The sequence below is a fragment of the Mesorhizobium sp. W016 genome (assembly GCF_054719485.1).
This window is the reverse complement of record NZ_JBTTIF010000002.1, coordinates 2,460,362-2,474,665: the sequence shown is the minus strand read 5'-3', so window position 1 is coordinate 2,474,665 and position 14,304 is coordinate 2,460,362. Positions and strand designations below refer to the sequence as shown.

General features: G+C 62.3%; 16 protein-coding genes. 7 read left to right on the top strand and 9 right to left on the bottom strand.

Annotation, left to right across the window (positions count from 1 at the left end):
* Window positions 1-135 precede the first annotated feature (135 nt).
* The gene (locus ACYG9V_RS12235) at window positions 136-1,146 is read left to right on the top strand and encodes a hypothetical protein (RefSeq protein ID WP_352762999.1); all 1,011 of its coding nucleotides are present in this window, start codon (window positions 136-138) and stop codon (window positions 1,144-1,146) included.
* Here ACYG9V_RS12235 and ACYG9V_RS12230 read toward each other — a convergent pair.
* From ACYG9V_RS12230 to ACYG9V_RS12220, 3 genes are all read right to left on the bottom strand, one after another.
* Window positions 1,133-1,480, bottom strand: coding sequence for a DUF1491 family protein (locus ACYG9V_RS12230; protein WP_352497118.1), 348 nt, complete (start codon window positions 1,478-1,480; stop codon window positions 1,133-1,135). The genes ACYG9V_RS12235 and ACYG9V_RS12230 overlap by 14 nt on opposite strands.
* Before the next feature lie 71 nt (window positions 1,481-1,551).
* Window positions 1,552-2,340, bottom strand: a complete 789-nt coding sequence (locus ACYG9V_RS12225; RefSeq protein ID WP_023705444.1) for a peptidoglycan-binding domain-containing protein — start codon at window positions 2,338-2,340, stop codon at window positions 1,552-1,554.
* Window positions 2,315-4,060: a sensor histidine kinase gene (locus ACYG9V_RS12220; protein WP_352763001.1), complete on the bottom strand. Its 1,746-nt coding sequence runs from the start codon at window positions 4,058-4,060 to the stop codon at window positions 2,315-2,317. The genes ACYG9V_RS12225 and ACYG9V_RS12220 overlap by 26 nt, the downstream gene beginning before the upstream one ends.
* Before the next feature lie 532 nt (window positions 4,061-4,592).
* On the opposite strand from ACYG9V_RS12220, the gene ACYG9V_RS12215 reads away from it, so the two are divergent.
* Both ACYG9V_RS12215 and ACYG9V_RS12210 read left to right on the top strand, forming a co-directional pair.
* Entirely contained in the window at window positions 4,593-4,961 is a 369-nt protein-coding gene (locus tag ACYG9V_RS12215; RefSeq protein WP_023732038.1) for a DUF5330 domain-containing protein, read from the top strand.
* 117 nt (window positions 4,962-5,078) lie between these two features.
* Entirely contained in the window at window positions 5,079-5,507 is a 429-nt protein-coding gene (locus ACYG9V_RS12210) for a SufE family protein (protein ID WP_023684547.1), read from the top strand.
* 126 nt (window positions 5,508-5,633) lie between these two features.
* Here the strand turns inward: ACYG9V_RS12210 and ACYG9V_RS12205 are convergent, their stop codons facing one another.
* Together ACYG9V_RS12205 and ACYG9V_RS12200 are read right to left on the bottom strand one after the other, a co-directional pair.
* Window positions 5,634-6,059: a Ros/MucR family transcriptional regulator gene (locus ACYG9V_RS12205; protein ID WP_023673680.1), complete on the bottom strand. Its 426-nt coding sequence runs from the start codon at window positions 6,057-6,059 to the stop codon at window positions 5,634-5,636.
* 412 nt (window positions 6,060-6,471) lie between these two features.
* The gene (locus ACYG9V_RS12200) at window positions 6,472-6,846 is read right to left on the bottom strand and encodes an SH3 domain-containing protein (RefSeq protein ID WP_023702200.1); all 375 of its coding nucleotides are present in this window, start codon (window positions 6,844-6,846) and stop codon (window positions 6,472-6,474) included.
* A 114-nt stretch (window positions 6,847-6,960) separates the two neighbouring features.
* Here ACYG9V_RS12200 and ACYG9V_RS12195 point away from each other — a divergent pair, with 114 nt between their 5' ends.
* From ACYG9V_RS12195 to ACYG9V_RS12185, 3 genes are all read left to right on the top strand, one after another.
* Window positions 6,961-9,108 carry a S9 family peptidase gene (locus tag ACYG9V_RS12195; protein ID WP_352763004.1) on the top strand — a complete coding sequence of 716 codons (2,148 nt, stop codon included), beginning with the start codon at window positions 6,961-6,963 and terminating at the stop codon, window positions 9,106-9,108.
* Window positions 9,105-9,731, top strand: a complete 627-nt coding sequence (locus ACYG9V_RS12190) for a LysE family translocator (protein ID WP_023692796.1) — start codon at window positions 9,105-9,107, stop codon at window positions 9,729-9,731. The genes ACYG9V_RS12195 and ACYG9V_RS12190 overlap by 4 nt, the downstream gene beginning before the upstream one ends.
* A 146-nt stretch (window positions 9,732-9,877) precedes the next feature.
* A complete protein-coding gene (locus ACYG9V_RS12185) occupies window positions 9,878-10,267 on the top strand; it encodes an SET domain-containing protein (protein WP_023673684.1) in 390 nt (129 codons plus the stop codon).
* Window positions 10,268-10,287: 20 nt separating this feature from the next.
* Here the strand turns inward: ACYG9V_RS12185 and ACYG9V_RS12180 are convergent, their stop codons facing one another.
* The 4 genes from ACYG9V_RS12180 to ACYG9V_RS12165 all read right to left on the bottom strand — a co-directional run bounded on the left by ACYG9V_RS12180 (window position 10,288) and on the right by ACYG9V_RS12165 (window position 13,431).
* Window positions 10,288-11,238, bottom strand: a complete 951-nt coding sequence (locus ACYG9V_RS12180) for a cytochrome c (RefSeq protein ID WP_352763006.1) — start codon at window positions 11,236-11,238, stop codon at window positions 10,288-10,290.
* 9 nt (window positions 11,239-11,247) lie between these two features.
* Window positions 11,248-11,685: a c-type cytochrome gene (locus tag ACYG9V_RS12175; protein WP_023684552.1), complete on the bottom strand. Its 438-nt coding sequence runs from the start codon at window positions 11,683-11,685 to the stop codon at window positions 11,248-11,250.
* A gap of 159 nt (window positions 11,686-11,844) precedes the next feature.
* A complete protein-coding gene (locus tag ACYG9V_RS12170; protein WP_352763008.1) occupies window positions 11,845-12,447 on the bottom strand; it encodes a superoxide dismutase in 603 nt (200 codons plus the stop codon).
* Window positions 12,448-12,552: 105 nt separating this feature from the next.
* Complete coding sequence (locus ACYG9V_RS12165) at window positions 12,553-13,431, bottom strand: branched-chain amino acid aminotransferase (protein WP_352763009.1); 879 nt, start codon at window positions 13,429-13,431, stop codon at window positions 12,553-12,555.
* A 168-nt stretch (window positions 13,432-13,599) separates the two neighbouring features.
* Here ACYG9V_RS12165 and ACYG9V_RS12160 point away from each other — a divergent pair, with 168 nt between their 5' ends.
* Window positions 13,600-14,262, top strand: a complete 663-nt coding sequence (locus ACYG9V_RS12160) for a haloacid dehalogenase type II (protein WP_023673689.1) — start codon at window positions 13,600-13,602, stop codon at window positions 14,260-14,262.
* The last annotated feature ends 42 nt before the right edge of the window (window positions 14,263-14,304 follow it).

Genomic DNA, 14,304 nt, shown 5'->3' with positions numbered 1-14,304 from the left:
ATTAAGGCCGGCAGAGGGTTAACGGAGCGCTAACGGATCGCGGCTAATTTGATGTTTGTTCCAGGCCTAGCGCGAAACCGACACAGTTGCGGTTGAGCATGGTCCGGGTTGTGTCGAGTGTCAGGCGTATCTTCCGTGTCAGCTTCGGATTTCAGGCAAATCGCCATACGGACGGAATCGGGAAAAGCCGAAAGGCTGTTTCGCGCCGCCGTGTCGGCGTTCTGCTCGCTGACCCGCCCGTCGCGCCGCGAGATCGCCCAGCTCGAGGATCTGACGCTGCCGCTGTTCGACAGCGTGCCGGTCGAATCGCGCCGCTATGTCGCCGCTGCCCTGTCCGAATGCGAATATGCGCCGGCCGCCCTGGTGCGGCGGCTTTGCGAGGAGCCGGTCGATGTCTGCGCGCCCTTGCTCGTCCGTTCGCGGGCGCTGGGCGACATCGACCTGATCGCGTTGATCGGCCGCCACGGCCTGCCGCATGCGCGCGCCATTGCCCGCCGCAAGGATTTGAACCCGACCATCGCGCAGTTGATCAAGGCGCTGGAAAAGCCGACCCTGGTGCGCGTGCGGCAGCCCGAGCCGATCGCCGACGTGGCGGGTGCCGACGCCGAAGCCGCTGCCACCGCTCCCAGCGCACCAAAACTGCCCGGCAGCGCCGCCGAAACCGCCAGGCGCCGCCTGCGCTCGATGATGCTCGCCGAGGGCGAGGCGACATCGGTCAATCCCTTCGTCGGCTTAGCAACTTACAGCAAGCTGCGCGAGACGGCGCTGACCGGCAACGCCGCCTTCTTCCAGACCGCGCTTGCCGACGCGCTCGACATCGACTTCTCCACGGCGCGGTCGCTGACCGAGCATTCGAGCTATGTCTCGTTGCTCGCCGCGCTGCGGGCGCTCGACCTCAGCGAGGACAGGGCATTTCTGATCGTGGTCGCGGTTTACCCCCGGGAGTTTCCGCACCCGCAGGCGATCCGCATCTTCCTCGACCGCTACCGGCTGCTGCACCACGAGGCGGCGCTCGACAAGGTACGCGGCTGGAAGGCCGAAACATTGTCGCGAGCGGTGCGCGGCAACACTCCTGTCGCCGCGAATGGCGACCAAGCGCCGGACGTCGACAAAGCCAGCCTAGGGGCCAGCCTCAAGGCGTCTTGACGGAGAGAAGCTCCTCGACGGAAACCGTTCCGGCCTCGATCTCGACCACCCAGATGTCGGGATCGAATTTTTTCTCCTGCTCAAGCCTGGCGTCAAGCACGGCGGCATCGTCGCCGGCGCCGAGCAGCGTGAAAAAGCGATCATCCGGTTTGTCCGAATCGTAGCTCGTCTGCGGCGCCGGGCCGAACAGGGAGACCTCGCCCAGCCTGCCGCGCGAGAGCACGAAGACAGCGCCGGCCTCGGTCGCGCCACGCTTGACGACGGCCGCAAAGCCGCCTGCGCCGAAGACACGGCGCAGCAGGGCCGACACCCAAAACTCGGTGGTTACGCGCATGACGAGGCTCCGGAGGACATGCGGCGTCTTAGCCGGATTTTCGGCTATCCGCGAGCGGTCGTCTTGACCACTCAATTGGTCAGGCCGATCTCGCGCATCTTGACGTAGACGACCTCGTCGGGCTCGCCCGTTTCCGGCAGGCCGAACAGCGACTGGAATTCCTTGATCGCCGCCTTGGTGCGGGCGCCGACGACGCCGTCGAGCTGCATGTCGTCATTGCCGAATGCCTTCAGGCCGGCCTGGATCTTGACGATGCGGGCATCGGGCGCCTGGGCGGATACCGACGCGGAAACCGGGATGGGCGCAGGCGCGGCCTCGGGCGCGGCGACGGGAGCAGCGGCCATATCCACGGGCCTCGGCACAGGATGCGGGATGCCAGCCGTGGTCTGCTTGGCGCCGAGCTGGTCGAGCAGCACAGCATCGATCTCGCCGGAGGCCGGCAGGCCAACCTTCTGCTGGTAGGCCTGGATCGCCTTTTGGGTATTCGGCCCGGAAATGCCGTCGACCGTTCCCGTGTAGAAATCGAGATCCTTCAGGATGCCCTGGACCTGCTCGACGGTCGGGTCGCTTTTGACCGGTGCCGGGCCGGGCCGCAGGATGTTGATGGTGGTTTCGGGTTCGTCCGCGCCGGGGTGCGGAAAACCCTCGATGCTGCGGGTGGCGAAGAAGGCGCCGGCATGCGGAAACGGCTGGTACCACAGCGCGTTGGCGGAAACGTAGAACAGCGTCACCAGGAAGGCGGTCGACCCGCCGACCAGGACCGGATTGCGCGAGATCGCGCCGCCGAGCGCAATCGCGCCGGCCTCGAACGCGCCGCTGCGGCGCTTGACCGCCTTAGGCTGTTTTGCGGAGCGAGCCATTCCTGTCCCCTTTCGCGTCGCCTTTCGTCCTGGTCGCGGGCATCGGCAGCACGCCGTTCCTGTCGGTCGCGCTCCTCTTCGGCCCGTTCACCGGCAGGCTGATCGTGACCGTCGTCCCCTCGCCCGGCATGCTTTCGATCGACATCGTGCCGTCGTGCAGCGCCACCAGGCCCTTGACCAGCGACAGGCCGAGCCCGGTGCCCTCGAAGCGGCGCGTATAGTCGTTCTGGATCTGCATGAACGGCTTGCCGAGATTGACAAAATCTTCCTCGGCGATGCCGATGCCGGTGTCCCTGACCCAGAAATGCAGCCGCGAGCCGATCCGCTTGGCGCCGACGACGACATCGCCGCCATCGGGCGTGAACTTGACAGCATTGGAGACCAGGTTGATCAGGATCTGCTGCACGGCACGACGGTCCGCATTGATCTCGCCGGCATCCGGCGCAATCTGCGCCTGGAGACCGATGTTCTTGGCATTGGCCTGTAGCTGCATCATCGACTGGCACATCTCGACCGCTTCGATAAAGCGGAACGGTTCGGGCTCGGTCGCGTAGGCGCCGGCCTCGATCCTCGAGACATCAAGGATGGAGGTGACGACGGCAAGCAGATGCTGGCCCGACTCCTTCACCAGGCCGACATACTCCTTCTGGCGCGGGTCCTTGAAGCCGCCGAACATCTCATGCAGCAGCATGTCGGAAAAACCGATGATGGCGTTGAGCGGCGTCCGAAGCTCATGGCTGACGACCGCCAGGAAGCGGCCCTTCGCCACCTCTGCCGACGCTGCGGCCTCATTGGCGGCAGCAAGCTCGTCGCGCAATTCGGCAGTCTCGTCGTTCTCGCGCAGCAGCAGAGTGAAGGTCTCCTGCTGCTCTTCGGCGCGCATCAGTTCGAGCTGAAATGGCCGGTAATTGTCGGCCGTTGAGGCGCTGCCGTCCTGCGGCAGCCTTACCCGAAGATCGAGCCGGCGCGCCAGGGCGCCATCGCGCATGTCGGCAAGCGCGCTGAGATAAGCGACGCGATCGGACAGGTGGATGCGGTCGAACAGGCCGGCGCCGAAAAGCAGTTCCGGCGGCAGCTTCAGGATGGTGCGCGCCTTGGCCGAGGCATCCAGGACCTCGCCATGCCGGGCGACATGCAGGACAACGGCGTCGATCATGTCTTCAAGGCGGTCGTTTGGAAGGAGCGCGGGCTGCGCGCGTGCGGCATCGCCGAGGGCTGCGAGCCGGGGAACCAGCGTCAGGCCCCAGGCGAGCGGCAGCAGCCAGTGCCACGCCGCGACTTGCGCCCCGCCGAGCGGGACGACAGAGCCGACAAAGGGCTGCAGCAGCATTGCGGCCAAGGCTGAGAGGCCGCCCCAAAGTGCCGCGCGCTTTGAACCGCCGATCCACCAGGCCTCGAATGGCAGTGCCAGAGACAGCAGCGCAACCGGCGACGCCAGGCCGCCTGCTGCCGCGACGGCGCCGGCAAGGGCAAGACCGCCGGCGGCAAGGGCAACCTGGGCTGCCAGCGTCATCTTGCCTGACGCCGCCACCAGCAAGGCGGCGAACCAGCAAAGACCGAAGGCGGCGAAAATGGTTGCGACGGTGACGGCGGCGCCCATGCCCGAGGTGACCAGTGTCACCGCCGCACCGGCGGCGAAGAACGGAGCGGCAAGCATGATGCCGATGAACCGGCGCTGGCGCAGGCGATCGCCCTGGCCGATGATGGCCGGATGGACCATGCGTTCGCAACCAGCCGCCAGCGCGCCAGGCAGTTCAATATATCTGGCAGTTGTCAAACTCAACGCACTCGCACCCGGTCGTGACTGCCCCTGCTTTGCAGGTCGCTTTTGCTTGTTTGAAACTCGCATCCAGCGTTTAAGGAATGAATAAGGCTGACCCGAACAACGAGCGCGCTGCGGCAAAAATTGGAGCGCCGGCACCGGAATGCACCGCCATTTGTGGCCATAGTAAACGGAGCGTTATGTGCAAAGGGCGTGCCCGTGGCTGCGAAACCCTGAGCCGGCATGCCTGCTCTTCTGAAGATATCCATGCGCAACAATCGCTTAGATGGTTACTGCAAGGTTAAGAAAATCGCCGGCATTTGAGGCTAATGCACTGCAAAACGCCTCGCTTCGAATTTGCCTAAAATTTGAGGAAAATTTTCGCTGAGCAGGAAAGCCGTCCTTTGCGCCTCATGTGCCATTGTGGCTGATATAAAGAGGTCATTGCGCATGGACGCATGATCCGGTCATTGGACGAGAGGGCAGATCGATGGGCTTTTTGATAAGAATGGCGTTCTGGTTTTCGCTGGTGTTGCTAGCGCTGCCGCTGACCGTCGGCCCCGACGAGGATGGCCGCGAGAGCGTCGGGCCGTTCCAGGCGCTTTTTGCGGCGCGCGAAGCGGTCGGCGACATCGCCGGCATTTGCGAGCGCAAGCCGGACGTCTGCGAAACCGGCAAGTCGGCGATGCATACGATCAGCGCCCGGGCCAAGGAAACCGCCAAGATCGCCGCCGCCATGCTGGACGACAAGAGCGCCGAGACCTCGCCCGATACATCGCTGGCCACCGGCAGCGTCGCCGAGGACATCGTGCTGCCGGCGACAGTCAACATACCTGCCAAGCTGGTGGCGAAGAACTAAACACCGTTTCAGCTGGTATCTACAGCGACACCGCAGGCCGGTCGGACCTCTCGATGCCTGCGGTGCTTTTCTTCTTTTTCCGTGACGCCGCAGCCGCGGATGACTATATCCCGAGCAATGGCCACGACGATCCAGACGATCCGCGACGACTTCTCCCTGCTCGACGAGTGGGAAGACCGCTATCGCTATGTGATCGAGCTCGGCGAAGCGCTGCCGCCATTTCCCGACGCCGAACGCAACGCCGCCAACAAGGTGCCGGGCTGCGTCAGCCAGGTCTGGCTGACCACGAGCCGAGCGCCGGGCGCCGATCCGGTCATCACCTTCACAGGCGATTCAGACGCTCATATCGTACGCGGTCTGGTCGCCATCATGCTGGCGCTGTTTTCGGGACGGACTGCCAGCCAGATCCTTGAAACGGACGCCGAGGCGACGCTGAGGTCGCTTGGCCTCGACGAACATCTGTCGCCGCAGCGGGCCAATGGCCTGCGCTCAATGGTCAAGCGCATCAAGCGCGACGCCGAGATGGCTCTCAAGCAGACTGCTTGATTGCTCTATCTTCTCTTCTTTCGACGCAATTCCCAAGAGAAAGCGCTCGGCAGTTTTCCTGGAATTGTTCTAGAAACAAAACGGCGCCGTAAGGGGCGCCGTTGATCTTGTCCATTGGAGCCGGTGTTACCGCCCCTTGCGCTTGCGGCCGAGGCCCATCTTCTTGGCCAGCTGCGAACGGGCAGCGGCATAGTTAGGGGCAACCATCGGATAGCTGGCGTCGAGATTCCACTTCTCGCGGTATTCATCGGGCGTCAGACCGTAATGGGTCATCAGGTGGCGCTTCAGCGACTTGAACTTCTTGCCATCTTCAAGGCAGACGATGTAATCGTCATGAACAGAGCGCTTCGGGTTTACCGCAGGCTTCTGCTTGTCGGCCGGAGGCTGTTCGCTTGCTCCGCCCACGCGCCCGAGAGCGGCATGGACATCAGCGATAAGGTTCGGCAGTTCGCCGACGGGCACGGGATTGTTGCTGACATAGGCTGCCACCACATCGGCGGTCAGCTCGATCAGCGCATCGCTATTTCTGGAAGGTGTTTCGACGATATCCATGGTTTAGGCCCCAACGAAGGATGTTTCTGTTTGCGCCCTTTTTGGAAGATCGGGCATGGCGCGAATTTCACGCGGGAAGAGCTTCATGGATTCGCGTCCGGGCATCTTAATGAGCCCACAGACAAAGTAAGTCAATTCGCATCTTGCGCTATATTCAACGATATTCATCGAATAGTCGCTCTTCAGCTTCAATCTTTCGTGCACTCTGTAACTTCGCGATATTTTCTGGTCGGACCAGGACTAGCATGACGTAAGGTCACACCACCGCTAAATCAGCAAGGACTCATAAAGTGGGCAGCGATGCTTGGTCTATGCTTCGAGGTTTGGGCGGCTGATTGTCGGATTCGTACCAAACCGCAAGTTGCAAAGCGTTGGCGAAACACGCCGAAGAATATCTTCGGTCTGACCGGATTCAATACGGCGTGAGGTATTTTCCATAGACCCAGCCACTAACAAAACCACCGTTTTGCGCCGGGTCGTGCCAAACTTGACACCATTGATAGCGAATTGCCTGTTTCTGCTTCCAGTGCGGCTGGCCGGCGATCTCCAGAAGATTCAAGCCGCCGGTGCACTTGCCGGTCATCTGCAGGATCGTCCCGTTGGGATAGGCGGCCTGCTTCTGCGAGGTGCCGGACGGATATTTGCGAACGTTGAGCGTGTCGCCGAACGGCACGCCAGCCACTTGCCAAGCGGCGAACGCGGTTGCATGAGACTGGCCGGTGAAAGCCAGAACGGTCGAAGCGACGACGGCGAGAGCCGCAGCGGTGTTGATATGGAAATTCATCATCCTCTCCTTTTGGCTCATCTCCCGAGCCCGCCGCAACCAATACATCCCGGCCCTTGAACCCGCGCTGATCGGCGTGTTCATTTGCCATTCAAGTAATTTCTTCAGTGAGACGCAATGACCAAGACCTCAGCTTTTCCGACCGCCAGCCCGCCGAGCCCCGAGAAACACCCCGTCTTCGACACGCATCACGGCATTACCCGCACAGATGACTATGCCTGGCTGAGGGCCGAGAACTGGCAGGCGATGTTCAGGGACCCTTCCCTGCTTGAGGGCCGCATCCGCGCCCATCTCGAAGCCGAAAACGCCTATCAAGCAGTGCTTATGGCCGATACGCTAGAGCTTCGGAAGCAGTTGTTCGGCGAGATGAAGGGGCGCATCAAGGAAGACGATTCCACGGTGCCGATGAAGGATGGCCCCTATGCTTACGGCTCATCCTTCAAGCTTGGCGGCGAACAGCCCCGCTATTTCCGCATGCCGCGCGATGGCGGCGATGAGCAGATCCTGCTCGATGGCGACGCGGAAGCCGAGGGCAAGCCCTATTTCCGCCTCGGCGGCGTCGACCATTCGGCCGATCACCGCAAGCTGTTGTGGGCGTTCGACGACAAGGGCTCTGAATTCTTCACACTTCGCGTGCGCGATCTCACCAGCGGCAAGGAACTGAGCGACCAGATCGAGGCCACCAGTGGTGGCGGCGTCTGGAATGCCGCCGATGACGGCTTCTTCTACACAAGGCTCGACGACAATCATCGCCCGTCCAAGGTGCTGTTCCACGCGCTCGGCGGCAGCCCCCTTAATGACCGGCTGATTTATGAGGAAACCGATCCCGGCTTCTTCATGGATGTCGGCGGCACGCGCTCCAACGAATGGATCATGATCGGGATCAACGACCACGAAACCTCGGAATATCACCTGATGCGCGCCGATGAGCCTTTCGCCGAGCCAAAGCTGGTGGCAAAGCGCGAGACCGGCCTGCAATATGATCTGGAAGAAGGCGGCGACATCTTCTTCATCCTCACCAATGCCGACGGCGCCAAGGACTTCAAGATCATGACGGCGCCGGCTGATGACCCGGTTCGCGCCAACTGGGAAGAGCTGGTGGCGCACGAGCCAGGCCGGCTGATCCTGTCGGTGGTCGGCTTCAGGGATCATATGGTCAGGCTCGAACGCAAGGAAGGGCTGCCGCGCATCGTCGTGCGCGATCGCCGCAGCGGCGAGGAGCATCTGATCTCGTTCGACGAAGAGGCGTTCTCGCTCGGCCTGTCGGGGTCCTATGAATACGACACGGAGATCATGCGCTTCACCTATTCGTCGATGACGACCCCGGCGCAGGTCTTCGACTACAATATGCGCAGCCGCGAGCGTGTGCTGCTGAAGACCCAGGAAGTGCCGTCCGGTCACAATCCGGATCATTATGTCACGCGCCGGCTGATGGCGCCGGCCGCCGATGGCGAACTGGTGCCGGTCTCGCTCCTGCATCACCGCGACACGCCGCTCGATGGCTCCGCACCGTGCCTGCTTTACGGCTACGGCTCTTACGGCATTGCCATCCCGGCGGCGTTCAACACCAACTGGTTCTCGCTGGTCGACCGTGGCTTTGTCTTTGCCATCGCCCATGTCCGCGGCGGCAAGGACAAGGGCTATGGCTGGTATGACGACGGCAAGCGGGCGCACAAGATGAAGACGTTCACCGATTTCATCGCCGTCGCGCAGCATCTCGTCGCCGAGCGTTACACCCAACACGACCGCATCGTCGCGCAAGGCGGCTCGGCCGGCGGCATGCTGATGGGTGCGATCGCCAACATGGCGCCGCAAAATTTCGGCGCCATCGTTGCCGAGGTCCCCTTTGTCGACGTGCTGACCACGATGCTCGACGCAAGCTTGCCGCTGACGCCGCCGGAGTGGCCGGAATGGGGCAACCCGATCGCGTCGGCGGAAGATTACCAAACGATCGCCGCCTACTCACCCTATGACAATGTCGCCGATCACGACTACCCGCCGATCCTGGCGCTGGCCGGCCTCACCGATCCGCGCGTCACCTATTGGGAGCCGGCCAAATGGGTGGCGCGGCTGCGCGAGCGCAAGAGCGGCGACAATCCGGTGCTGTTCAAGATCAACATGGATTCCGGCCATGCCGGCGCCTCCGGCCGCTTTTCAAGGCTGGAGGAGATCGCCTATACCTACTCCTTCGCGCTCAAGGTTACGGCCAAGCCCGAACCCGGGGTTACGGGCAAGGCTGAGAATGCAACGGAGGCGTCGCAATGATCGATCTATCCACCTTGACGGCTTACATAGCGGTTGTGCTTGGCTTTGTGTTTATTCCAGGCCCAGCCACGCTTTTGACGGTCGCGCGAGCGACGAGTTCCGGAACCAGGGTTGGCGTCGCGACGGGCGCGGGCGTCGCGGCTGGCGATGTGTTCCATACCATCATGGCGATGGTCGGCATTTCGGCGATCATCGCCACTTCGGCAACGCTGTTCAGCGTCGTAAAATACATCGGCGCGGCGTATCTCGTTTACCTCGGCATCCGCGCAATCATCGAGAGAATACCGGCCGACCCTACTGCCGGCGCACTCGCGATCTCCGCCAGCAAGGCGTTTCGTCAAGCTGTCCTGACCGAAGTGCTTAATCCAAAGACGGCGCTTTTCTTCCTCGCCTTCCTGCCCCAGTTCGTGCGGCCTGAAAACGGATCGGTGATGCTCCAGCTGATGACGCTGGGCATAATCTTTGTTCTGCTCGGCCTTTTCAGCACAGTCGTCTTTGCCGTGAGTGCGGGCCGGCTCGGCACGTTCCTGCGCCGCAATCCGTCGGTGGTGAAATGGCAAGGCAAGGTGGTTGGCGGCATCTACTGCGCGTTAGGCGTCCGTCTGGCCTTGCAGCAGCGCTGATGTCGATGCGAAAGGCGCGCCCGTCGAGGCGCGCCTTTCGTCACTTTTTGAATTCCAGGCTGCTCATTTTCACTCGCATTTGCAATGGCTGCGCGCTACCCAATGCGCGCCACCTTCCAGACCATGACATACGCAAAGGGGCCACTATGTTGCTCGTCGACACCTATCTCGAGAAATCACCGATCCAGGGCATCGGGGTTTTCGCCAGGAACCACATTGCCAAGGGCACGCTGGTCTGGAAGCTCGACCCCAGATTCGACCGGATCATCGACGTCGAGACCTATGAAGGCGAGAGCGGCCCGGTGAAGAACTATCTCGACCGTTATTCCTATCCAGACCGCCGGGATCCGAACTACATCGTCTTCGAAGCCGACGACGCCCGCTACATGAACCATGACGACGAACCGAATTGCGACGTCTCCTCGCCCGAGGAAACCTATGCCTTGCGCGACATCGCACCCGGCGAGGAACTGACCTGCAATTACAGCCATTTCTTCGAGACGGGCTTCGACTTCCTCGGCGATCGCCACCTGTAGATGGCCACCTGTGGCCGGGATCACTTGGCCGGCTTGCTGCGCACCGGGTAGCCGTTGGGATGCGGCGGCACCGCCTTGAGATAGGCGGCTATTGCCGCGCGATCTTCCGGCGGCAGTTCGGCCATGTTGCGCTGCACGTCGACCATGGCGCCGCCGACCGAATCGAAATCAGGGGTAAAACCGGTTTCGAGATAGTTGGCGATGTCGGCTTCCGACCAGTCACCGAGCCCGCCTTCGCCCGATGTGATGTTCGGCACGATGCCGCTGCCTTCGGCGGCCGCCGCGCCAGCCAGCCACTGGCTCTTCCTGGTGCCGCCGGTGACATCGCGCGGCGTGTGGCATTCGCCGCAATGGCCGGGCCCCTCGACCAGATAGCGGCCGGCGAGTACCGGATCAGGCGTGCCATCGGCAAAGGCAATCACCGGCTCTTTGCTGAGATAGAGCCGCTTCCACAGGCCTAGGCCGCGGCGGATGTTGAAGGGGAAAGTCAGGGAATTGTCGGGCGCCTTGCCGGCGACCGCCGGCAGCGTCATCAGGAACGCATAGAGATCGGCAATATCAGCCGGCTTCATGCGGGCGTAGGACGCGTAGGGAAAGGCCGGATAGAAATGCTCGCCCGACGGCGACACGCCCTTCAGCATGGCGTTGGCAAGGTCCTCGACCGTCCATGCGCCGATGCCGTCCTTGGGATCCTGCGAGATGTTGGGCGGCACGAAGGTGCCGAACGGCGTCTTGAGCTCGAGGCCGCCGACCAGTTGCAAACGGGCGTCGCCTTGCGAGCCCGGCTTGGCGTGACAGGAGGTGCAGCCGCCGGCATTGAAAATGCGCTTGCCCCTGGCGGCGTCGCCGGGGCCGAGCTGCGCCAGGGTGCCAGTGTCGAGCTTGACCGGCGCCGACAACAGCCAGCCGGCGCCCGCACCGACGACGCCCAGGACAAGGGCGACGCCGACAAATTTTTTCCACAAGGGCATTGCCCGGGATCAGCTCTTCTTCACCCGATAGGTCTTGTGGCAGGTGCCGCAATCACTGCCGAGCGTATCGATCTGCGCCTTCAGCGCATCGACATCGGCGGGTGCGGCGGCGACTGCGGCCTTGACGTCGGCGAGGTACTTGTCTTCGGTCGATTTGAAGCCCGCCATGTCTTTCCAGATTTTGGGCGAGGCGGTGGTATCACCGCTGTCGCTGCCGGCCGGGAACAGCGTGTCGACATCGAACTTCTCGGCATTGACTTGCAGCGCCTGCAGCGCCGTCAGCACGGCGGCGGCATCGAAGTCTGCCTCGCCCTTGGCGATTTTTGACAGGCCGCCGACGATCTTGCCTCGTTCCTTCATCAGTCCCTGTCGGTCGAGGATCGGGTCGGCAAAAGCCGCCGAGGCGGCGAGGCTGAGCATAGAGATGGCGATAACAAGCTTTCTCATTCAATTGGCTCCAGGATGATGAGGGGTCGCGACCTAACGTTAACGGAGGGCGGGCCGGGATTATTCCCTGTCCGCCGGCCGGATTCTGCCGAATTTTGTGTGCCTGCTGCTTCAGCTGAGAAAGAAAAGCCCCGGAGTACCGGGGCTTCTCTGGGTCGATCAGGCTTTCGCCTCTTCGTACATTTCAAGGACATGGTCCCAGTTGATGAGGCTGTCGACGAAGGCCTCGAGATATTTCGGCCGCGCGTTGCGGTAGTCGATGTAATAGGAATGTTCCCAGACATCGACGCCGAGGATCGGCGATGCGCCATGGACGAGCGGGTTCTCGCCGTTCGGCGTCTTGGATATTGCCAGCTTGCCGTCCTTCACCGAGACCCAGGCCCAGCCCGAGCCGAACTGCGTGGTGCCAGCGGCGATGAAGTCGGCCTTGAACTTGTCGTACCCGCCGAGATCCGCGGCGAAAGCCTTCTGCAGGGCGCCCGGAAGCTTGTTGCCGCCGCCGCCCTTCTTCATCCACTTCCAGAAATGGATGTGGTTGTAGTGCTGGGCTGCGTTGTTGAAGAGGCCGGCATTCTTGCCGAACGACTGTTTGACCACCTCTTCGACCGACAGATCGCCAAGGCCCGCTTCGGCGGCCAGCTTGTTGCCGTTGTCGACATAAGCCTTGTGGTGCTTGTCGTGGTGATACTCCAGCGTCTCCTTCGACATGTAAGGCTGCAAGGCCTCGTAGTCGTAGGGCAAGGCGGGCAATTCAAAAGCCATCGGTCATACTCCTCATGGAAAAATCCGGTGCGGATACCGGATTAAGATAGGGCTGCATTGATCTGGAACAACTCCGGAATGAAGCGCCAATTGCCTTTTAGCGGCTCAACCGGCGGAAGTCGAATGCGCCCATTCCCAATAAAGGTCGCGCGCTTTCTTGGCCACCGGCCCGGGCTGCAGATCGCGGTCCTCGATGCGGGTGATCGGCACGACCTTGGAATGATTTCCGGTCGAAAATATCTCGTCGGCTTCGAGAAAGTCGCGCACCGACAGCATCTTCTCCGTGGTCTTGAAGCCGTAATCGCCAAGCAGCGTCATGGTGCGCGAGCGGGTGATGCCGGACAGGAAGGTGCCGTTGGGCGCCGGCGTCAACACGTGGCTGTCCTTGACCAGGAAGATGTTCGAGGTTCCGGTCTCGGCGACATTGCCCAGCATGTCCAGCACCAGCGCATTGTCGAAGCCGCGTCCCTTGGCTTCGAGAATGGCGCGGCCATTGTTGGGATAGAGGCAGCCGGCCTTGGCATTGGTCGGCATGGTCTCGATGGTCGGCCGCCGGAACGGCGACACGGTGATCGAAAAGCCGGTCGGCGAGATCATCGGCGATTCGTAAAGGCAGAGGCAGAAACGGGTCGAGGCCGGATCGGCCGGCACGCCCATATAGCCGCCATGCTCGGCCCAGTACATCGGCCTGATGTAGACCGCTGTCTTGCCGTCGAACTTCTTCAGCCCGTCCCAGGTCAGGCCGACGATCTGGTCGACGGTCATCGACGGCGCGAGGCCGAGCGCGGTCGCCGATGCGTTCACCCTAGCGGCATGCAGCTCGAGATCGGGGGCGACGCCTTCGAACCAGCGGGCGCCGTCGAAGACGCTGGTGCCGAGCCACATGGCGTGGCTGCGCGGACCAAGGATGGCGACGTTGCCTTCGTACCAGTCGCCGTCGACGAAGGTCCATGTCGCCGATAGCGCCGCAGTCGCCAGTGTCATTGTTCGGTTCCGCTTCAAAGCTGTTTGTTGCCAGGCATTGGAAGATGCTTTGACCGGCGCCGTCAACCGGCATGGAGCGGATTTGTTGAGGCCAGAGCGCCCCAAGAAAGCGATCAAGACTACAATCGATGCTTGCACCTTGCGCCGCCTGCCCTCAAAACTGTCGCCATGCATTACGCGGCTTACGTTTTCGACGCCTATGGCACGTTGTTCGACGTGCACGCCGCCGTGCGCCGTCACGACGGCGAGATCGGCCCCGACGGCCCGCTGCTTTCGGAAATCTGGCGCGCCAAGCAGCTGGAATATTCCTGGGTGCGCACGCTGATGGGCGGCTATGCCGATTTCTGGCAGCTCACCGAACAGGCGCTCGATTTCGCCCTGCTCAAGGTTCCCTCCGCCGACAAGGGACTGAAGGCCAAGCTGCTCGAAGCCTATTGGCGGCTCGACTGCTATCCGGAAGTGCCGGCCGTGCTCAAGGCGCTGAAAGCATCCGGCGCCAAGCTCGCAATCCTGTCCAACGGCTCGCCCGAGATGCTGGAAGCGGCGGTCAAGTCGGCCGCCCTCGACCAGGTGCTGGACGATATCTTTTCGGTCGACGCCGTCAGGCGCTTCAAGACCGACCCGTCGACCTACGACATGGTGGCGACGGGCTGGCGACTCTATCCGGGCGCCGTCTCATTCCAGTCGTCCAACCGCTGGGACGTCGCCGGCGCCACCAAATTCGGCTTTCGCACCGTATGGATCAACCGCGCCAACCAGCCCGAGGAATACCGGGATTTCCCGCCGGCGCTGATCCTGCCGTCGCTTGAAGGCCTGCTGACCGGCGGCTGATCACTCTGTTGCCTTCGAGCAACAGTGGCAGGGCGGTCACAG